Origin of the sequence: Janthinobacterium lividum, from assembly GCF_011601275.1 — a bacterium.
GTDB classification, from domain to species: domain Bacteria; phylum Pseudomonadota; class Gammaproteobacteria; order Burkholderiales; family Burkholderiaceae_D; genus Janthinobacterium; species Janthinobacterium lividum_E.
Genome location: NZ_JAAOLY010000024.1, coordinates 1 through 19,116, shown reverse-complemented (window position 1 = coordinate 19,116; position 19,116 = coordinate 1). Strand labels below are relative to the sequence as shown.

The window sequence follows — 19,116 nt, the reverse complement described above, 5'->3', positions numbered from 1 at the left end:
CTAGTACGGTGAGCATCGCAGGCCGCAAAGCGCGACGCGCAGCAGGTTTGGTCAGGCTTCCTCAGACAGGTGTTTTGAAGATCGGATCGACGATGAACTGCTGCGCCTTGATGCGCAGGGTACGCTCCTCGTCCAGCTCGGCGCGCGTTTCACCCAGCTCTTCGCGTTCCGCTTCCAGTTCCAGGCGCGCGGCGGCCAGTTCCGTTTCCACGCGCGTCAGGCTTTCCAGTTTCAGCTGGGCCTGGATCAGTTCCGCACGCGCCGCTTCGGCGGCCTCTTCCAGGCGGGGGATGCCTTCGAGCTTGAATTGCGCCTTGGCCAGATCCATGCGCGCCTGTTCGGCCGCCTCTTCCAGGCGCGGCAAGCCTTCCAGGCGCAACTGCGCCTTGGCCAGGTCCGTTCTAGCCTGGTTCGCCACTTGCCGCTCGCGTTCGAGCTCCTCACGCAAGGTTTCCAGCTCGCCCGCCTGCAGGTCGAGCAGTTCTTGCTGGCGCTCGTTCTCGCTGGCCAGGTCCATCAATTCCTGTTGATTGTCGTTCATCTCGGCTTCATGCGCGCTGTGGCTGGCGCTTAATTCCTGTCCTACATAATCGAGGATGGCTTGCTGCAGCACGGGCGACAGTTCGGCGGCGGCGGCGATCTGGCGCTGCGCCCCGGCCTTCCGGCGCTGCAAGAGCTTGCTGATGGTGCCCAGGCAGGCACCGTTGCCCAGCCGTTCGCGCAAGGCGCGCACCGTGATGGTCTGGCCTTCGCCCGCCATCGCTTCCATTGCCGCATTGATCTGTTCCGCGCTTACTTTTGCCATGTCGTGTGCTCTTGAATGTTGCCCAGGGCAATCTTGCCCAGGGGCATTATCTTATGCCAGCGGCGGCAAAGCGTAAAGTATTTCTCAATAGTAATTGCAATTGCACAACAGAACGTTGTGCAAACATGCGGCTTGGGATGTTTTACTCTTCGAGCAGACCATTTTCCGTGAGCATATCCTGCACCAGTTCCAGGCGCAGCACGGGATTGTCCTGGCTCAGCAATAGTTGTTTTTGCATGGCGCTCAGGGACAGCAGCTCGCACCAGCGGTTCGCCACCCAGCCGCACTCGTCGAGCCGGTATGGCGGCTGCAGGGGCATTTGGTCAGGCGGGATCTTTTGCTCCTGCAAGGTGCGGATCAGTGCGCCGAGCGCGTCGGCCACGTTCTGCTGCTCTTGCGGGATGGGAATGGTTTTATCTGGCGGCAAGGTTTCAACGTGCGCCATCCATAAGCCATGCTTCAGCTGTTCGCTGGAAACGATGTGAAAGCGCTGCATGCCCATGCATTTGATTTGCAGCAGGCCAGACAGGGGCGCAGCCCAGTCGACGATGCGCGCCAATGTCCCCACGGGCGCCAGGGCTTCCTGCTGGCCCGGCTTGCGCACTTCCGCGCCGTCCAGCAATTGCACCACGCCAAACGGCTGCTCGCCCATGATGCATTTACGTATCATGTCCAGATAGCGTACCTCGAAGATCTGCAAGGGCAGATAGCCGTCGGGATACAGCACCGTATTGAGCGGGAACAAAGGTATCGAGGTCATAAACGCATGATGGCACGAATGGCATATCCGTGCAGCGCGCCTCGCACCTTCCGATTATTTGTAGAAGCGGCGCTTTTTCGCTCGCTCCGCGGCCTTCGGCGCCAGCACTTTCACGGCCTTTTTCTGGATCGTGCCGCCGGCGGACGTGCCCGGCACGCGGTGTTCCGCCTCGAAGCCGGGTTCCTCGTTGCGTTTCAGAGTTTGCCGCGTCAGCGCTTCCACGGCCGACAGCAATTCCACCTCGTCGGCGCAGACGAGCGAGATCGCTTCGCCCGAAGCGCCCGCGCGGCCCGTGCGGCCGATGCGGTGGATATAGTCTTCCGCCACGGTCGGCAAGTCGAAATTGACGACGACGGGCAATTGGTCGATATCCAGGCCACGGGCGGCCACGTCGGTGGCCACCAGTACCTGCACTTCGGCGGATTTGAAACGGGCCAGCGCGCGCAAGCGGTTCGGCTGCGTCTTGTCGCCGTGAATGGAATCGGCGCGCACGCCCTGCTCCAGCAAGGTGTTCACCAGCAACTCGACGCCCTTGCGCGTCTTGACGAAGACCAATACCTGGCCCCAGCGCTTTTTCTTCAGCAAGTGCAAAAACAGTTCCGGCTTGCGTTTCTTGTCGCACACGATGACCGATTGCTTGACGGCCTTGACGGTGCTGTTGCGCGCACTCACCTCGACCGAGACGGGATCCTTCAGCATGGTTTTCGCCATGGCGCGGATGGCGTCCGAGAACGTCGCCGAGAACAGCAGGGTCTGGCGCTGCTTGGGCATGGTCATCAGCAATATATCGAGCTCGCGCTCGAAGCCCAGGTCCAGCATGCGGTCGGCCTCGTCCAGCACCAGGGTTTGCACCTGCTCGAACTTGACGGCGCCCTGCGTCTGCAAGTCCAGCAAGCGGCCTGGCGTGGCCACCAGCACGTCGAGGCCCTTGCGCAATTTGCTGATCTGCGGCTCGATGGGTACGCCGCCGTACGCGACAAAGCTGCGCAGTGGCAAGTTGCCGCCATAGCTGCGGAAGCTGGCATAGACTTGCTCGGCCAGTTCGCGCGTGGGCACGAGCACGAGCACGCGCACGCACTGGGGCGCCACCACGCCTTCCAGGGTCAGGCGCTGCAGCAGCGGCACGGCGAAACCGGCCGTCTTGCCCGTGCCCGTCTGGGCGGCGGCCATCAGGTCGCGCCCGGCCAGCACGGCAGGAATCGCTTGCGCCTGCACGGGCGTGGGCTTGGCATAGCCGAGCTCGTCAAGTTTGCGGACCAGGGGATCGATCAGGCCGAGGGAGGAAAACGTCATGGGGAAAGCAATCTTGGCAAAGTAAAAGGTGGCGCGCACGAACTGGCCGTGCGCGCGATTGCCGAGATTATAGGCCAGCGGGGATGCGGGCCGGGGTTTTCAGTATAGAAACAGCGCGCTCAGAACTTCATTTCCAGGGTCGCGCGCGCCTGTGGCGAACTCGGCGAAATGCTGTTGCGGGCTATCGTGCCGCTGGCGTCCGTATAGATAGTGTTGCTTTCGAAGTCTTGCGCCAGCAGGTTCGACACGGCCAGGCGCAGCTGGTTCTTCGCATCGAACTTCCACAGCGCATAAATGTCGAGGTCGCGCCGCGGCGAGGTGTAGGAGCTCTGGCGCTCCGTGATGCGCACGGGACCGCCATTGCGGAAATTGAAGCTGCCGCCCGTCGTCAGCACGCCATCGGGCGTCTTGTAGTCGAGACCAAAGTTGCCGCTGACGGGGGTTTGCTGGTCGAGCCGGTTGTCAGGCCCAGGCACCTGCTCCACCTGCGACCAGTTACGGCTGATGCTGGCGCGCAAGTCGATGGCTGGCACGGGGGCAGCCAGTACGGCGCGCAGCGGGAACTTCGCTTCCAGTTCCAATGTCTGAGTATTGGCGCGACCATCGTTGACGGGCGTAGATACCCAGCGGTCATTGATGAACAGCAAGCCCTGGCGCGTATAGCCATCGATGCGGCGGGCCGAGGCGCGCGCGCTGAGCAAGGCGCCTTCGGTCCAGTAGTGCTCGTACGAAGCGTCGATGCCCAGCGCCAGCTCCGGTTTCAAGTAGGGATTGCCTTCGCGGTCAGGGTCCGTCTGGCTATTGTTGGTCGAGGTATTGCGACGCGGAATCAGGCTCGCCGTGGGTTGCGCCTTGTAGGTGCGCGTCAGGGCGAGGCGTACCTGATCGCCCTTGGTATCCGGCAGCTTCCACAGAGTTTGCAGCAGCGGGCTCCACACGCTGGTGCGCTGGTTCACTTCGTCATAGGTATCGCCCGCGCTGCGCGTGTCGATGCCTTCCCAGCGCACGCCCGCATACATCGACCAGCGCGGCGTGATTTCCCATTCATCCTGCACGTACAGGGCCAGGCGCTTGATGGTGGCGTCGAAACCTTCGTCGCTGTTGACGGGCGGACGCGCACCCAAGGCAGTCAGCGCCGCTTCGCGCTGGCGGCGCGTTTCATCGCGCTCCGTGTAGGCGCCGTCCCAGCCCATCGACAAGGCATGGCCGGGCAGCAAGGGCGAGGAATACTTGCCCGTCGAACTGACGCCGTTTTCCGTCGACTTCACGCCCACCTTGCGCTCAAGCGCCAGGCCGCCGCCATCGATAAAGCCTTGCTGCAAGCTGTCGGACGTATTGCGGGCGGCCGAGGCGCCAATTTTCAGTTCCAGTCTGGCGCCGCCAGCCAGCTTGTGCATCCACGTCAGGTCGCTGCGGCCGAAGGCATTGTGGTTGCTTGAGCTGCCCGTATTGGTGTCGTAGTCGGGGCGCAAGCCCTGCTGCGTTTCCGCGCGGCTGAAATTGCGGTGGTTCGAGCGCCCGCCATTGAAGAAGAATTGCGCCGTCACATTGTCGCCGTTGGCCAGCGCCCAGTTCAGGCGCGGCGACAGGTTGATGCCTTCCGGGCGGCCATCGCCCGTGCCATTCGTGCGACGCAGCAGATTTTGCCGGCCGTCGGGCGCGTAGCCCAGTTCCAGTCCCGGATTGTCGTAATGGTAGTCGTAGCGGAACAGCGAACCGGCCAGCGAATACGAGAAATTGCCGTCGCGGTCGGACAGTTGCACGTTGACGCTGGGCGAAAAGCTCACGTCGCTGCCCTGCACGCCCAGTTTGAGTTCGCGCTGCGCCGTCTTCACGGCCTTTTTCAGCACCACGTTGATGGTGCCTGCGATCGACTGCGTGCTGTATTCGGCGCTGGCCGCATGCAGAATTTCGATGCGCTCGATCACGTCCGGCGACAGGGTGTCGAGCGAGAAACCGGCCGGCGCCCGCTCGCCGTTAAGCAATATCTGCGTGTAGCCGCTGCCCAGGCCGCGCATGCGGATTTCGCCGCCCGAGCGTCCGGCCGCGCCGGAGACGGTAATGCCGGGCAAGCGCTTGAGCACGTCGGTGACATTCGTGTCGCCGTACTTGAGGATTTCCTCGCTGCTGACCACCATCTTGCTGGCCGTATCGTCGCGGCGCGGATCATAGCCGCTGCCCTTGACTTCGACGGTTTGCATGACGGGCGCAGCAGGTTTCTCCGCCTTCAGCGGCGCGGCAGCGGAATCAGAGGCTGGCGCTTCGGATTGCTGGGCCTGGGCATTCCAGGCAAGTAAAACGGCGGAACAAACAACGGTAAGGGGGAGGCAACGGCGTGGCATCATGACCTGGCTGAAAAAAGTTGGCTGAATAAAAATGGCTAAAAGCTAAAAAACAGGCCGCCGTATTGTGCTGCAATTTTTTCCGAGTGGCGCAGTTTCCCGAAAATATTTCTTATAGCAAATTAAGTTCGGCGGAGGACTGCGATACGCACCATTGCATACGGCGCATATCATTGCGCGCCACATCGCCGCTATAATGCGTTTTCATCATTGTTCCCATCACCCCGTCAAAGGCTTCCCATCGTGTCTGACCGTCTTGCCGTCCTGCCTCAATATCTGCTACCAAAAGGAGCATTGACCAACTTTGCCGGCCGGATCGCCGGCGCCAAGGGCGGCGCCATGACGACGCGTTTGATCCGCTGGTTCGTCGGCCGCTACAACGTCAACATGGATGAGGCGCTGGACCCGGACATCACGCACTACACGAGCTTCAACGACTTTTTCACGCGCGCGCTGCGCCCCGATGCCCGCCCGCTGGCCCAGGCCGATTACATCTGCCCCGTCGATGGCCGCATCAGCCAGTTCGGCACGATCGACAAGGACCAGATCTTCCAGGCCAAGGGCCATAACTTCAGTACCACGGCCCTGGTCGGCGGTGACGCGTCCCTGGCGGCCCAGTTCGAACACGGCAGCTTTGCCAATCTGTACCTGAGCCCGCGCGACTACCACCGCATCCACATGCCGTGCGACGGCCGCCTGACGCGCATGATTTATGTGCCCGGTGAATTGTTTTCCGTTAACCCGACGACGGCGCGCGGTATTCCCGGCCTGTTCGCCCGCAACGAGCGCGTCGTCTGCGTGTTCGACACGGCCAATGGCCCCTTCGTCATGACCCTGGTCGGCGCCACCATCGTCGGCAGCATGGCCACCGTCTGGCACGGCGTCGTCAACCCGCCCCGCACGGGCCAGGTGCGCGACTGGAGCTATGCGAACGATAATGTCGTGCTGAAACAGGGTGAAGAACTGGGCCGCTTCCTGCTCGGCTCCACCGTCGTCATGCTGTTCCCGAAAGACACCGTGCAATTCAACGCCAACTGGCAGCCGGCCGGCCCCGTGCAACTGGGCGAAGTCATGGGCAACCTGCCCAAGTAAGCCAACGGGACGCGCGCCTACACGGGCGCGTCGGTCTTGTACATTTCTTCCATCAAGTCCAGGAATGCGCGGGTCTTGGCCGGCATCAACCGCCGGCCGGGAAACACGGCCCAGCCCGTAACCAGCGGAAAACTCCACTCCGGCAGCACGCGCACCAATTCCCCCGTCGCCACATAGGCCTTGGCAAAGCGGTCCGTGCTGGCCGCGATGCCCACGCCCGTGCAGGCCATGCGCACCAGCAACTCCGGCGAGTTCGCCAGCAGGCGCACGGGCAGATCGCGCTCCCACGTCGTCTTGCCGCGGATCAAAGTCCAGTGCACGAGGCCATGCACTGCGCGGGGCAAACTGAGCAAATCGTGGCCGTACAGATCGTCGGGATGCTCGGGCAAGCCGTGCACGCTCGTGTATTGCGGCGAGGCATACAGGGCGAGCGTACTGAAGGCCACGCGGCGCGCGGACAGGCTGGCGTCGTCGGGCAAGTTACCCATGCGGATGGCCAGGTCGAAGTTTTCTTCCAATAAATCCACGCGGCGCGCCGACAAGTCCAGTTCCAGGGAAATGGCCGGATAGCGGCGCACGAACTCGGCCAGCACCTGGCGCATCAGGGTATCGCCAAAGTCAGCCGGCATGGAAATGCGCAGCAAGCCGCTGGGGCCCGCCTGGCGGTGCTGCGCCAGGGCGCCGGCCGCCTCCGTTTCTTCCACCACCTTGCGCGCATGCTCGAGCAGGCTGGCGCCAAACTCCGTCAGCGCCAGCTTGCGCGTCGTGCGCAGCAGCAATCGTTCGCCCAACTTCGCTTCCAGCAGCGAGATGCGGCGCGACAGGGTCGACTTGGGCAAGTCCACGCGCACGGCGGCGCGACTGAAACTGCCGCATTCGACGACTCTGGCGAACAGCAGCAAATCTCCGGGATCGATATCCATAAAACCTCATTGTTCCATTGGTGGGTTAATGCTATCCATTTTAACGGCTTCCGCATCAATTTTGGAATTGCTATAGTTCATCCATCGCAAGACACCTCACAACGGAGAAAACAAGATGAACATCCTGCAAATCAATTCCAGCGCCCGCAGCACCGGCTCCGCCTCGACCCGCCTGGCTGACGCCATCGTTAGCCGCGTACAAGCGGCCAACCCTGGCGCCGCCCTCGTCCGCCGCGACCTGGCTGCCGCACCGCACCCCGTGCTGGACGAGCCGACCCTGCAGGCACTGTTCACGCCAGCGGACAAACGCACACCGGAACAGGCGGCCCGCATCGCCCTGGACGACGCGCTGATTGCGCAAGTGCAAGCAGCTGACGTGATCGTCATCGGCGCGCCGATGTACAACTTCGGCATCACCGTGCAACTGAAAAGCTGGTTCGACGCGATTGCCCGCGCCAACGTCACCTTCAAGTACACGGAAAACGGCCCTGTTGGCCTCTTGAGTGGCAAGAAAGTCTACGTGGGCCTGTCCCGCGGCGGCTTGCACCGCGACAGCGCCAACGATAGCCAGGTGCCTTACCTGAACACCATGTTCGGCTTCCTGGGCATGACCGACGTGCAATACGTGTATTCGGAAGGTATGGGCATGGGTCCGGAAGCCGTGGCCAAGGCGCAAGCGCAAGCGGACGCCGAGATCAACGCCATCCTGGTGTAATTCCCAGCAGTAAAAGGGGCGGCGCACTGGCGCCGTCCTGGCCTAGAGGAGAAAGCAATGAGCGATATCACCACCGTCAACAAGCCACGCGCCGTCGAGCGCGTGATCGCCGGCCAGGCCGTCATGGATGGCGCCGGCGTGAAGATCAACCGCGTGCTGACGCAGCAGCTGCAGCGCCGTCTCGACCCGTTTTTGATGCTCGACAATTTCGCCAGCGACAAGCCGAACGACTATATCGCCGGCTTCCCCGAACATCCGCACCGGGGTTTCGAAACGGTGTCGTACATGATCACGGGACGCATGCGCCACAAGGACAGCGCGGGCAACGAAGGCTTGCTGACGTCGGGCGGCGTGCAATGGATGACGGCCGGCAGCGGCGTGATCCATTCGGAAATGCCGGAGCAGGAAGAAGGCGTGATGGAAGGTTTTCAGCTGTGGCTGAACCTGCCCGCGCGCGACAAGATGCGCACGCCGTGGTACCGCGATTTCGATAGCAGCGAGATCCCCCGCTACACGACGGACGCGGGCGTGGCCGTGCAAGTGATCGCCGGCGAGAGCCATGGCGTGACGGGCGCCGTGCAGCGCGAGCTGACGGAACCGTTGTACCTCGACATCGACTTGCCGGCCGGCGCCAGCTTCGAACAGCCATTGCCGCCAGGCCATAACGCCTTCATCTACACGTTTCGTGGCGAAGTGCAGGTCGACGGCAAGGCCGTGCCCGCCCTGCGCATGGCGATCTTCAGCAACACGCCGGGCAGCGACGGCGTGCGCATCGAAGCGCCCGAAGGCGGCCGCGTCATCCTCGTCGCCGGTCAACCCTTGAACGAGCCCATCGCGCAGTATGGCCCGTTTGTCATGAATACCCAGGCGGAAGTATTCCAGGCCGTACAGGATTTCCGCGAAGGCAAGTTTGGCGAGACGGCGCCGCAGTAAGTCTGTCGCAATAACATTGCTTGCTCCAGGAAAAACCTGCAGCGCCACAAGGCCTGCAGGTTTTTTTATGCGCCGACTGTTTTGTTGCTTTTCAATTACACTGACGGCAAGATCACTCAACTAAGCATTCCATGCAACCGACGCACACCGAACACGACGCCACCCATTTGCATGCCCACCTGAAAGGCGACGCCAAGCACACCCACTCGTTCGAGGGACGCAGCCAGAGCATCCTCGCGTGGGCGCTGGGGCTGACCCTGTCGTTTGCCGGCATCGAGGTGGCGGCCGGCTTCCTGTCCAATTCGCTGGCCCTGATTTCCGACGCGGGCCACATGGTCACGGACGCGGCCGCGCTGGGCCTGGCCCTGCTGGCGCAGCTGATCGCGCGCCGCCCGCCGTCGCCGCGCCACTCGTTCGGCTTTGGCCGCGCCGAAGCGCTGGCCGCCTTCGTCAATGGCCTGGCCATGCTGTGCGTCGTGGGCTGGATCTGCTATGAAGCCGTGCTGCGCTTTTCCGCCCCGCAAACCGTGCAAGGCGGCATGGTCTTCATCGTCGCCTTCATCGGCCTGGCGATCAATCTGGTGGTGGCGTGGGTCTTGTCGAAAGACAAGCAAAGCGTCAACACGCGCGCCGCCCTCGTGCACGTCATGGGCGACTTGCTGGGCTCGGTCGCCGCCATCGTCGCCGGCGCCGTGATTTACTTCACGGGCTGGATGCAGATCGACCCGCTGCTGTCCGTGCTGGTGTCGCTGCTGATCCTGAAATCCACGTTCGGGGTATTGAAAGAGTCGTACCACTTCCTGATGGAAGGCGTGCCCATGCACATCGACTACATCCAGGTGGGCGCGGACGTGGAACAGGTGGACGGCGTGATCTCCGTGCATGACCTGCACGTATGGGACATGTCGCCAGGCCAGCCGGCCCTGATCGGCCACGTGGAAATCGAACACCTCGACCATTGGCCGAAGGTATTGCGGGCGATCAAGAAGATGCTGTTAGCCAAGCATGGCATCGACCATATTACCTTGCAGCCGGAGACGGCAGCGATGGCGGGCTTGCATCAAGATGATCGCAGCCACAGGAAGTTGACTTAAGGTCACAAAGAAAGGCAGATGTTTGATGACGAATACCTCTCAGATTGAACACAAGGCAATCCTCAGAACACTTTGGTATCAAAAAGACGAGGCAAACACGGGCACACTTTCGCAGACTGAACTTGTTCAGCGTGCTGAACCAATGATCATCCTTGGCGAAGCAGGAATGGGGAAGTCCTATCTTCTTGAATGGCTGGCCACAAATTCAGCTTATGCGCGCTGCACTGCTCGCCAACTCCTTAATCGTCATAATCCTCATACCCTTCTTGGCGATGCCAAAATTTTGTTAATTGACGCTTTAGATGAAGTGAGCACACAACAGGGTGGAGATGCAGTTGACCAAGTCCTTCAAAAACTGGGAGAGCTTGGCTACCCGACTTTTGTATTGTCATGTCGTGTAGCGGATTGGCGTAGTGCTACTGGCCTGGAAGCTATTAACGAGCAATATGTAGACAAACCACTTGAACTGCACCTTGAACCTTTCAATGATGATGATGCAGTCAATTTTCTTGGTTCCAGACTGGGAATCGATACAGCACAAAAAGTAATCGAACATTTCAATGCACGTAACCTGCAGGGCCTGCTCGGCAATCCACAAACATTAGAGCTAATAGTCAGAGTTGCTGATAAGGGAGAATTACCAGAGACGCGTAGTGAACTTTTCTCAAAAGCAATCGAAGTATTACGAGTTGAACACCAGGATAGCAAAGCGTCCTACCAGCCTGCGGAGGAAGCCGGACTCAATGCTGCTGGAGCAGCTTTTTCGGCATTAATCCTGACTGGTAGCGAAGCTTTGGTGCGCAAAGCAGCAGCGAATCGAAGCGAAGGAGAGCTACTGTTTTCCGATATCGCTATTCTTCCGGGCGCCAATGATATCCGGGCAATGCTATCAAGCAGACTATTCAAGGCGGACGGTGCAGACCGGTTCAGCTACTGGCATCGCCGGATCGGTGAATTCCTGGCTGCACATTGGCTGGCAAAGAACGCTAACACGCCACGCAAACGCAGACGTCTTCTTACTCTGTTTCACAGTCATGGTTTGGTGCCTGCAAACCTTCGGGGACTTCATGCTTGGCTAGCGCGCGAACCCTCGCTTGCATTGCAAGTAATTGCGGCAGACCCTATGGGAGTCATCGAATATGGCGACGCCGATGACCTCTCACTTGAACAAGCACGTGCGCTTATTAACGCCCTGCAACGCCTTGCTATTGATAATCCTGATTTCTGCGACTGGGGTTCCTATGCGGTACGTGGGATCGTTCAATTAGAACTCCTCAGCGAGATGCGCGAACTGATCACTCATCCTAAAACACCATTCGGTCTGCGTCTGCTTATACTTGAAGCGATGAAGGGAGCGAAGATTGCGTCTGATCTCACGAACGAACTACGTGCTCTTGTACTAGACGACAGCGCTTTTTTCGCAAATAGAAGCGCAGCAGCGGAGGCGCTTGTGGGATTAGTAGTCGAGGAAGATTGGACGACTATCATACGAACTCTACACGCATGTGGAAACGATCTCTCCGTTCGTCTAGCGATAGAAATAAGCGATGAAGTCGGCTATGCCCATTTAGATGACAGTTTGATTGTCGACCTAATCATAAGCCATGCACAGATCGACAATCACACGATTGGTATCCTTCTACGTATGCAGCAACACTTACCGCTCTCACGTCTTGATGGAATTCTTGATCACCTTGCATCTGCTACGAAAGCACTAGGTAATCCACTCAATCCCCATACAACTTACGATATTACCGATTTTGCCAATCATCTCATCGTAAGGCGCGTTAGCGCTGGCGGAGTATCGGCAGATAATCTCTGGTCGTGGCTAGATACATTTGATAGCTGGGTAGGGTATCAACAAACACATAAACAACAGTTAGATGAGCTTATTCGAAATGATGACTCTCTACGTCAATACATCCAAAGTCTCGTGCTGTTAGAAAAAAACAATGATGACTCTATCGAAAAAAGAGCATTTTCTCTGACCAAAAGAGCCCCAAGCCTTTTTCCGACATCTAGCGATGACGTTATTGCCTTGCTAAAAAAACTCGATCCAACCAATCGAAACGATCTGCGTTGGCGTGAAATTGTAAATCTTGCGATGTATACGGATGAGACTAGCGCCATAATCAAAGAGGCTGCACTGCCCTTCGCAGCACATAGGCCAGACTTGCAAGCTTGGATAAACAAACCCCGAATATCTCAATTAACTAAATTTCAGATCCACAACAAAAGACTAGAACTTCGCCAATCGGCAAAGCGCGCCAGAAAATACGCTGAACAACGTCAATATTTCACAGCTCAAATAGACCGTATTCGTTTGGGTGAAGGCTATATACTCATCCAACCAGCCAAAGCCTATCTCAACCTGTTCAGCGATCTCGACAAGTCGATCGCAGCTCATGAACGTATTGCGAATTGGCTCGGAGATGAACTCGCTGATGCTGCGCGCAACGGTTTTGAGGTATTCCTAAAAAGAAACCCGCCATCTCCTACGGCCAAGGAAATTGCCAACTCGCTTGCAAAAGGCCGGCATTGGGAGTTGGCTTACGTCATAGTTGTAGCTCTTGCAGAACGCTTCCGGCAAGATATTGAGTTGGATGACCTTACTGATGAGTGCTTAATGGCGGGATTTTTCGAGTTACGCCGCAGCAAAACAGAAAAAGACGCAGGAATCGACGGTTTAGATGGAGCGCTAGAGGCAGCACTCCATAAACGTGGGGTATGGTGCACCGCGATGCGACTGTATTATGAGCCTCAGTTTGTGGCGCGGCTCACCTATGTTGATGAACTCTATGCATTGATGCGGGATGAAAAAAATGCGATTGCCGCAGCCGATCTCGCAGACGATTGGTTGAGGCGTTTTCCAAAAATGCCGCACATCCCAGAATTGGAACTAGTTACCCGCCTCCTCCGGTCCGGTGATTTCGACAAACTACGCCACGCAAGAGAACGATTTACAGAAATAAACGATGAAGAGCGCCGTCGTAATTGGTTCGCTATTGGCGTGCTAGTTGATTTCAAAAGAACTTTGACATGTCTTGAAACTTCCACGGTTGATCCAGAAGTGCTTTGGAATTTAAAAAAACTGATCGTCGAGGCCTCTACTGATGGCGCCAATGTCGCACTCAGTTCCTCGCAGTTAGAATGGATCATTGGAACCTTTCGTCCATTCTGGCCATTTACTCATCGTCAGACTGGCGGCTTTGTTGGGGATAAAAATGCCTGGGATGCCAGCGATCAACTGACTTACCTTATTCGCCGCCTTGGTAACGATGCTAGCAGCGAAGCCAGTGCATCACTCCAACGCCTGAGAAACGCTCCGGATGATGGCTATACAGAAACAATCAAATCCGTAGCTTCCGAGCAAGCACGAATCCGTGTCGAGGTTGCCTATACAGCACCTACGCTTGACGTTATTAATGCAATCGTTCTCGATCGCGCACCTTCGAATGCCGCAGATATCCAATCCTTCATGATAGAAGAACTGTCAGTGGTGCAAGCAAAAATCAAGAGTGACGATGCAGAATCATGGAGGGGCTTCTATAACAACGACACCGCGTGCGATGAGGAGCGCTGCCGGGATCATCTGCTCGGGCTCCTGCGCCAAGGTTCAGAGGGAATAGTACTCGAACCAGAAACCCATATTGCCGCAGATAAAGAAGTCGACATCACCTGTTCGGTAGGATCGATACGTATCCCAATTGAAATTAAGGGGCAATGGCATCCTCAGCTTTGGCAGGGCGCCGACGCACAACTCGATGCACTATACACACAAGACTGGCGCGCAAATGGATACGGTATTTATCTCGTGCTGTGGTTTGGAGAAGGACAACCAGCCAATAAACTCCTCAAGAACCCAGGTCCCTCCAAAGAACGTCCTCAAAGCCCGGAGGAACTTCGTCAGATGCTAACGACCTCTAGCAGAGCCGCATCAGAAGGACGCGTCATAGTCGTTGTGCTTGATTTGAGACGTCCCTAAAAAGTAGCAGATTTACATGAGCAGGCTTCGAAGCAACACGAGCATCAACGCTCATCATTTTATTTATATCGAACAATAATCAGCTAATTTTTAAGACTGGTTTCATTGGCCGATATGGCATAGCCTGCTTCAAAAATTAGCTCCTCCTTGCCTCCAGCACGCCACTGACATCCTTGATCACATTCAGCGCCTTCAACAACTGCGCCGTCGAGCTGATCTCGGCCGTAAAGGTCATGCGGGCCTGGCCCTTGGCGCTTTGGGTGTTGACGCCGATGACGTTGATCTTTTCACGCGAAAATATTTCGGAGATGTCGCGCAGCAAACCCTGGCGGTCGCCAGCAAGAATAAAGATGTCGACCGGATACACGGTGTCGTGCCCGCCCGTGCTGCCCCATTCCGTGAAGATCACGCGCTCGGGCGACTTGGCGCGCATTTCCTCGAAGTTTTTACATGTGGCGCGGTGGATCGAGACGCCCTTGCCGCGCGTCACGAAGCCGACGATGCTGTCCGGCGGCGCCGGCTTGCAGCACTTGGCCAACACCGTCATGAGGCCTTCGGTCCCCACCACCAGCACGCCGGATTTGGCGCCCTGCTCCACGCTGGAAGCGCGGCTTTTGCCGACCAGCACGGCGTCTTCCGGCACCACCACTTCGCCATTGTCGTGCAGCGCCTGCTCCACGTGGCGCAGGCTGAATTCATCCTTGCCCACCGACAGGAACAACTCGTCGACTTTCGCAAAGCCCAGCTTTTGCGCCAGCGCCTCGAGGTTGACGGCCGTCTTGCCTTCGCGCTGCAGCGATTTCTCCACCAGCGCGCGGCCGTGGGCCAGGGTTTCCTGCATGTCGATGGCGTGGAACCAGGCGCGGATTTTCGAGCGCGTGCGCGTGCTGACGGCGTAGCCGGCGCTGAGCCAGTCGCGCGACGGTCCGGCCGTGCCCGGCGCGCCCTTGGCCGTGATGATTTCGCAGGTCTGGCCGTTTTTCAGCTGGGTATTCAAGGGCACCATGATGCCGTCGACCTTGGCGCCGCGGCAGCGGTGGCCCACGTCCGTGTGCAGGTGATAGGCAAAATCGACGGGCGTGGCGCCGACCGGCAATTCCAGCACGCGCGCTTGCGGCGTCATGACGAAGATACGGTCGTCTAGGGTGGCCGATTTGAGCTTTTCCACCCACTCGCGCTGGATTTCTTCCTGGCCCACGACGGCGTCGGCCACTTCCGTTTTCCAGGCCAGCAACTGGCGCAGCCAGGCGATCTTTTCGTCGTACTTCTGGCCGGCAAAATTCGAGCCGCCCTCTTCCTTGTAGCGCCAGTGCGCTGCCACGCCGTATTCGGCAAAGCTGTGCATTTCATTCGTGCGGATTTGCACTTCCAGCGGACGGCCATCCTCGGCCGTCACCACCGTGTGCAGCGACTGGTAACCGTTCGGTTTCGGCCGCGAAATGTAATCGTCGAATTCTTTCGGGATGGGGGTCCAGATATTGTGGACCACGCCCAGCACCGTGTAGCAGGTCTTCACGTCGGCAACGATGACGCGGAAGGCGCGCACGTCGTACAGGGCCGTAAAATCAAGTTCCTTGCCGCGCATCTTGTTCCAGATGCTGTAAATGTGTTTCGGGCGGCCAAATACTTCCGCCTGGATACCAGCCGAAGCCAGCTCCGTCTGCAAGCGCAGAATCGCCGAGGCAACGAAGCCCTCGCGCATCATGCGCTTTTCTTCCAGCATCTTGGCGATGCGTTTATACGCTTCCGGCTCGATGAAACGGAACGACAAATCTTCCAGTTCCCACTTCAGCTGCCAGATGCCGAGGCGGTTGGCCAGCGGCGCGTACAGGTCCAGGGTTTCCTTGCCGTATTCACACGTCATTTCGTTGAACAGCTTCAAGTCGGCAAAGTAACGCAAGGTCGTCACGCAGGCGGCCAGGCGCACCAGCACGACACGCATGTCGGAAGCCATCGCCAGCAACATCTTGCGCAAGGTTTCCACCTGGGCCACGGCTTGCTGCGCCGCATTCTTGCCGCGCCCGCCAGCGCTGCCGTGCTGCGCCTGGGTCAGCGCGCGCAAACGGATCAGCTGGCGCACGCCCGTTGCCAGGTCGCACACCTGCTTGCCGAAGCGGGGCTCGATGTCGGCCGCCGTATCGGGTTCCAGCAGGGTCAGCTCGAACATCAGGCCGGCGATGCGCGTTTCCGCATCGCTGCGCAGGAAAGCCAGGGTGGTGGCCACGCCGATGGCGAACTCCAGCGCGGAGCGGCCGGCAAAGGTCTGCTTGTCGCCATACGCTTCGGTGGCATACGCGAGCGCATCCAGCACGCGCGCGCTGTCCGGCGCACTCAAGCCCTCTACCAGTTGTTCCGATGTGGCGCTATTCGGGGCCGAGATGGAAACCATGTATTACCTTATAAACTTGATGACTCAACAGCTTGAAAAACTTAGCGTTCTGCAGCGATGATGACGATTTCAACCAGGCATGCCGGATTGGCCAGTTTCGCTTCCACCGTGGCACGCGGCGGCGTGTGGCCGGAGGCGACCCAGTCGTCCCACACTTCATTCATGCCGGTAAAGTCTTTCATGTCGGCGATGTAGATCTGGCACGACAGGATGCAAGTCTTGTCGCTGCCCGCTTCCATCAGCAGACGGTCGACGTGGCCGAGCACTTCGCGCGTCTGGCCGACGATGCCTTGCGTGGTGTCTTCCGCGATCTGGCCGGCCAGGTAGATGGTGTTGTTGTGTATCGCTACTTCGGAGAGGCGTTTGCCTACGTGCAATCGTGTAATTTCCATGCTTCTTCTTTCGGTTGTTTCAAAATCTGTACAGCGTTACTGATTATTACTTGCCCAGCAAAAACTTGCGGGCAATGGCGATCTGGTCGTCATGGACGAAAGTGGGCGCATGGCCTACGCCGGCGATTTCCACCAGTTCCGCTTTCGGGCCGCGACCGAGCATGCGCGTGGCCGTCTCGTGCGACAGCAAATCGGATTCCGAGCCGCGCACCAGCAGAGTCGGGCAGCGCACGGCGTCATACGCGGCCCACAGCATGGCTTCGTCGCTGGCCGCCGATTCCGGCGTGGCCGAGCGGAACGGCATGGCCAGTCCCATATCATAGTGGCGGCGCCAGTGGCCATCCTTGTCTTGCCGCAACACATCCACCGCCAGTTTATGCCATTCCGCGTCCGTGTGCGGGCCGAAGCTGGCGGACACGTCGCGCACGAACTTGGCGCCCTGCTCGAACGTCTCGAAACGCAAGTCCTGGCCGATGTAGTCGCCGATGCGCTGCAAGGCTTCGGGCGCCAGGGTCGGGCCGATATCGTTCAGCACCAGCTTGCTGATCGGGCTATGCGGCAACGACGCCAGGCCCAGGCCGATCAAGCCGCCCATCGAGGTGCCGAACCAGTCCACCGTCTGGCGCTCGCCATTGGCCAACACGCGCGCCAGCAAGGTCACCATGTCGCTCACATATTGCGGCACGCGGTAGAACTGGGGATTGGCCAGCCAGCCCGAACGGCCGCGGCCCACCACATCGGGGCAGATCACGCGGTAATCGCTGGCCATGGCGCGCGCCAGGTTGTCGAAGTCGTCCGCCACGCGCGTCACGCCATGGGCGCAGACGAGCACGTTCGGATTGTCGGGCGCGCCCCACTCCTTGTACGACATGGTATGCAAGCCTGCGGGGGAGATGCATTGCACTGACTTGATGCTCGCTTCGATCATGCGACTTCCTTATTCGATGTAAAAGAGCACCGCTTTCTGCCCGCCAAGAGGTGTCTCGCGCGCGACGCTACGGCAGTGTAGCGCAGCGCGGGCAATGCTCCAAGCGCGCGGCTGAAATGCTGCGCCGCAGCACGCCCGCCATGGCGCAATACCCGATATAGCGAAAATGCATATCTGCGGTTATCCACAATTGAGCCGACCTGGCAATGCGCGGATGATCGCAGCATCAACCCGCAAGAGGAGACCACTCGTGAAAAAACCATTCTATAAAATCCTGTACGTACAGGTGCTGTTCGCCATCGTGGCCGGCGTGCTGCTGGGGGTGTTCTACCCCTCAAACGCCGTCGACATGAAACCGCTGGGCGACGGCTTTATCAAACTGATCAAGATGATCATCGCTCCCGTGATCTTCTGTACCGTGGTCTCCGGCATCGCCGGCATGCAGGACGTCAAGAAAATCGGCCGAGTGGGCGGCAAGGCGCTCCTGTACTTCGAAGTGGTCTCCACCTTCGCGCTGGCCATCGGCTTGCTGGTTGCTAACATCCTCAAACCGGGCGCCGGCTTCAACGCCGATCCGGCCCACCTCGATGCCAAGTCGATTGCGCAATACACGCACGCCGAAGGCATGTCGACCATCGACTTCCTGATGAACATCATCCCGAAGACTTTCGTCGACGCCTTCGCCAAGGGCGACATCCTGCAAGTACTGTTGATCGCCATCCTGTTCGGCTTCTCGCTGTCCCTGCTGGGCGAGCGCGGCCGTCCCGTTACCAAGCTGATCGACGAGTTGTCGCATGCCATCTTCGGCATGGTCAACATCATCATGAAAGTCGCTCCTGTCGGCGCGTTCGGCGCGATGGCCTTTACCATCGGTAAATACGGCCTGGCTTCGCTGATTCCGCTGGCTAAACTGATGGGTTCGTTCTACCTGACCTGCTTCCTGTTCGTCTTCGTCGTGCTGGGCCTGATCGCCAAGTACACGGGCTTCTCCATCGGCCGCTTCCTGCTGTACATCAAGGAAGAACTGCTGATCGTGCTGGGCACGAGCTCGTCGGAATCGGCCCTGCCGGCCCTGATGAAGAAACTCGAGCGCCTGGGTTGCTCCAAGCCGGTCGTCGGCCTGGTCGTGCCTACCGGCTACTCGTTCAACCTGGACGGCACCAACATCTACATGACCATGGCCGCCCTGTTCGTGGCGCAAGCGACCAACACGGAACTGACCATCTGGCAGGAACTGACCATCCTGGGCGTGGCAATGCTGACTTCGAAAGGCGCGTCCGGCATCACCGGCGCCGGCTTCATCACCCTGGCGGCCACCCTGGCCGTGGTGCCGACGATTCCGGTGGCCGGCATGGCGCTGATCCTGGGCATCGACCGCTTCATGAGCGAATGCCGCGCGCTGACCAATTTCGTCGGCAACGGCGTGGCCACCATCGTCGTATCGAAATGGGAAAAGGAACTGGAC

General features: G+C 59.0%; 14 protein-coding genes. 6 read left to right on the top strand and 8 right to left on the bottom strand.

Going from position 1 to position 19,116, the window contains the following annotated elements:
• Positions 1-61: 61 nt before the first annotated feature.
• The 4 genes from GYK42_RS25930 to GYK42_RS25915 form a co-directional block, all read right to left on the bottom strand.
• On the bottom strand, positions 62-805 hold the full coding sequence (locus GYK42_RS25930) for a DNA-binding protein (RefSeq protein ID WP_166449835.1): 744 nt from the start codon (positions 803-805) through the stop codon (positions 62-64).
• A 142-nt stretch (positions 806-947) separates the two neighbouring features.
• Positions 948-1,565: an LON peptidase substrate-binding domain-containing protein gene (locus GYK42_RS25925; RefSeq protein WP_058049442.1), complete on the bottom strand. Its 618-nt coding sequence runs from the start codon at positions 1,563-1,565 to the stop codon at positions 948-950.
• A gap of 54 nt (positions 1,566-1,619) precedes the next feature.
• The gene (locus GYK42_RS25920) at positions 1,620-2,858 is read right to left on the bottom strand and encodes a DEAD/DEAH box helicase (RefSeq protein WP_034752386.1); all 1,239 of its coding nucleotides are present in this window, start codon (positions 2,856-2,858) and stop codon (positions 1,620-1,622) included.
• A gap of 119 nt (positions 2,859-2,977) precedes the next feature.
• Complete coding sequence (locus GYK42_RS25915; RefSeq protein ID WP_240943829.1) at positions 2,978-5,059, bottom strand: TonB-dependent receptor plug domain-containing protein; 2,082 nt, start codon at positions 5,057-5,059, stop codon at positions 2,978-2,980.
• A 384-nt stretch (positions 5,060-5,443) separates the two neighbouring features.
• Between GYK42_RS25915 and asd the strand changes: the two genes are divergently transcribed.
• A complete protein-coding gene (asd, locus tag GYK42_RS25910) occupies positions 5,444-6,292 on the top strand; it encodes an archaetidylserine decarboxylase (RefSeq protein ID WP_058049441.1) in 849 nt (282 codons plus the stop codon).
• A 17-nt stretch (positions 6,293-6,309) separates the two neighbouring features.
• Here asd and GYK42_RS25905 read toward each other — a convergent pair whose 3' ends face one another.
• Positions 6,310-7,215, bottom strand: a complete 906-nt coding sequence (locus GYK42_RS25905) for a LysR family transcriptional regulator (protein WP_046684934.1) — start codon at positions 7,213-7,215, stop codon at positions 6,310-6,312.
• A gap of 115 nt (positions 7,216-7,330) precedes the next feature.
• Here GYK42_RS25905 and GYK42_RS25900 point away from each other — a divergent pair, with 115 nt between their 5' ends.
• The 4 genes from GYK42_RS25900 to GYK42_RS29135 all read left to right on the top strand — a co-directional run bounded on the left by GYK42_RS25900 (position 7,331) and on the right by GYK42_RS29135 (position 13,942).
• Entirely contained in the window at positions 7,331-7,930 is a 600-nt protein-coding gene (locus GYK42_RS25900; protein ID WP_046684933.1) for an FMN-dependent NADH-azoreductase, read from the top strand.
• 57 nt (positions 7,931-7,987) lie between these two features.
• Positions 7,988-8,863 (top strand): pirin family protein, encoded by an 876-nt coding sequence (locus GYK42_RS25895; protein ID WP_166449834.1) that lies wholly within the window; start codon positions 7,988-7,990, stop codon positions 8,861-8,863.
• Positions 8,864-8,994: 131 nt separating this feature from the next.
• On the top strand, positions 8,995-9,957 hold the full coding sequence (locus GYK42_RS25890) for a cation diffusion facilitator family transporter (protein WP_166449833.1): 963 nt from the start codon (positions 8,995-8,997) through the stop codon (positions 9,955-9,957).
• Between the two features lie 25 nt (positions 9,958-9,982).
• A complete protein-coding gene (locus GYK42_RS29135) occupies positions 9,983-13,942 on the top strand; it encodes an NACHT domain-containing protein (RefSeq protein WP_205711562.1) in 3,960 nt (1,319 codons plus the stop codon).
• A gap of 136 nt (positions 13,943-14,078) precedes the next feature.
• On the opposite strand, the gene GYK42_RS25880 is transcribed toward GYK42_RS29135, so the two are convergent.
• Genes GYK42_RS25880 through GYK42_RS25870 form a run of 3 tightly spaced genes read right to left on the bottom strand, consistent with a single transcriptional unit; the run spans position 14,079 to position 17,651 of the window.
• The gene (locus GYK42_RS25880; RefSeq protein WP_166449832.1) at positions 14,079-16,331 is read right to left on the bottom strand and encodes a RelA/SpoT family protein; all 2,253 of its coding nucleotides are present in this window, start codon (positions 16,329-16,331) and stop codon (positions 14,079-14,081) included.
• 41 nt (positions 16,332-16,372) lie between these two features.
• Entirely contained in the window at positions 16,373-16,723 is a 351-nt protein-coding gene (locus GYK42_RS25875) for a RidA family protein (protein ID WP_166449831.1), read from the bottom strand.
• 46 nt (positions 16,724-16,769) lie between these two features.
• Positions 16,770-17,651 (bottom strand): alpha/beta fold hydrolase, encoded by an 882-nt coding sequence (locus GYK42_RS25870; protein WP_046684929.1) that lies wholly within the window; start codon positions 17,649-17,651, stop codon positions 16,770-16,772.
• Positions 17,652-17,865: 214 nt separating this feature from the next.
• Between GYK42_RS25870 and GYK42_RS25865 the strand changes: the two genes are divergently transcribed.
• Positions 17,866-19,116, top strand: a 1,251-nt coding sequence (locus GYK42_RS25865; RefSeq protein ID WP_205711561.1) for a dicarboxylate/amino acid:cation symporter, incomplete at its 3' end; no start/stop codon positions are given.

Bases quoted from the DNA above. Each gene is read 5' to 3' on its own strand.
- GYK42_RS25930 (WP_166449835.1), bottom strand. From the start codon at position 805: ATGGCAAAAGTAAGCGCGGAACAGATCAATGCGGCAATGGAAGCGATG.
- GYK42_RS25925 (WP_058049442.1), bottom strand. From the start codon at position 1,565: ATGACCTCGATACCTTTGTTCCCGCTCAATACGGTGCTGTATCCCGAC.
- GYK42_RS25920 (WP_034752386.1), bottom strand. From the start codon at position 2,858: ATGACGTTTTCCTCCCTCGGCCTGATCGATCCCCTGGTCCGCAAACTT.
- GYK42_RS25915 (WP_240943829.1), bottom strand. From the start codon at position 5,059: ATGCAAACCGTCGAAGTCAAGGGCAGCGGCTATGATCCGCGCCGCGAC.
- GYK42_RS25905 (WP_046684934.1), bottom strand. From the start codon at position 7,215: ATGGATATCGATCCCGGAGATTTGCTGCTGTTCGCCAGAGTCGTCGAA.
- GYK42_RS25900 (WP_046684933.1), top strand. From the start codon at position 7,331: ATGAACATCCTGCAAATCAATTCCAGCGCCCGCAGCACCGGCTCCGCC.
- GYK42_RS25895 (WP_166449834.1), top strand. From the start codon at position 7,988: ATGAGCGATATCACCACCGTCAACAAGCCACGCGCCGTCGAGCGCGTG.
- GYK42_RS25890 (WP_166449833.1), top strand. From the start codon at position 8,995: ATGCAACCGACGCACACCGAACACGACGCCACCCATTTGCATGCCCAC.
- GYK42_RS29135 (WP_205711562.1), top strand. From the start codon at position 9,983: ATGACGAATACCTCTCAGATTGAACACAAGGCAATCCTCAGAACACTT.
- GYK42_RS25880 (WP_166449832.1), bottom strand. From the start codon at position 16,331: ATGGTTTCCATCTCGGCCCCGAATAGCGCCACATCGGAACAACTGGTA.
- GYK42_RS25875 (WP_166449831.1), bottom strand. From the start codon at position 16,723: ATGGAAATTACACGATTGCACGTAGGCAAACGCCTCTCCGAAGTAGCG.
- GYK42_RS25870 (WP_046684929.1), bottom strand. From the start codon at position 17,651: ATGATCGAAGCGAGCATCAAGTCAGTGCAATGCATCTCCCCCGCAGGC.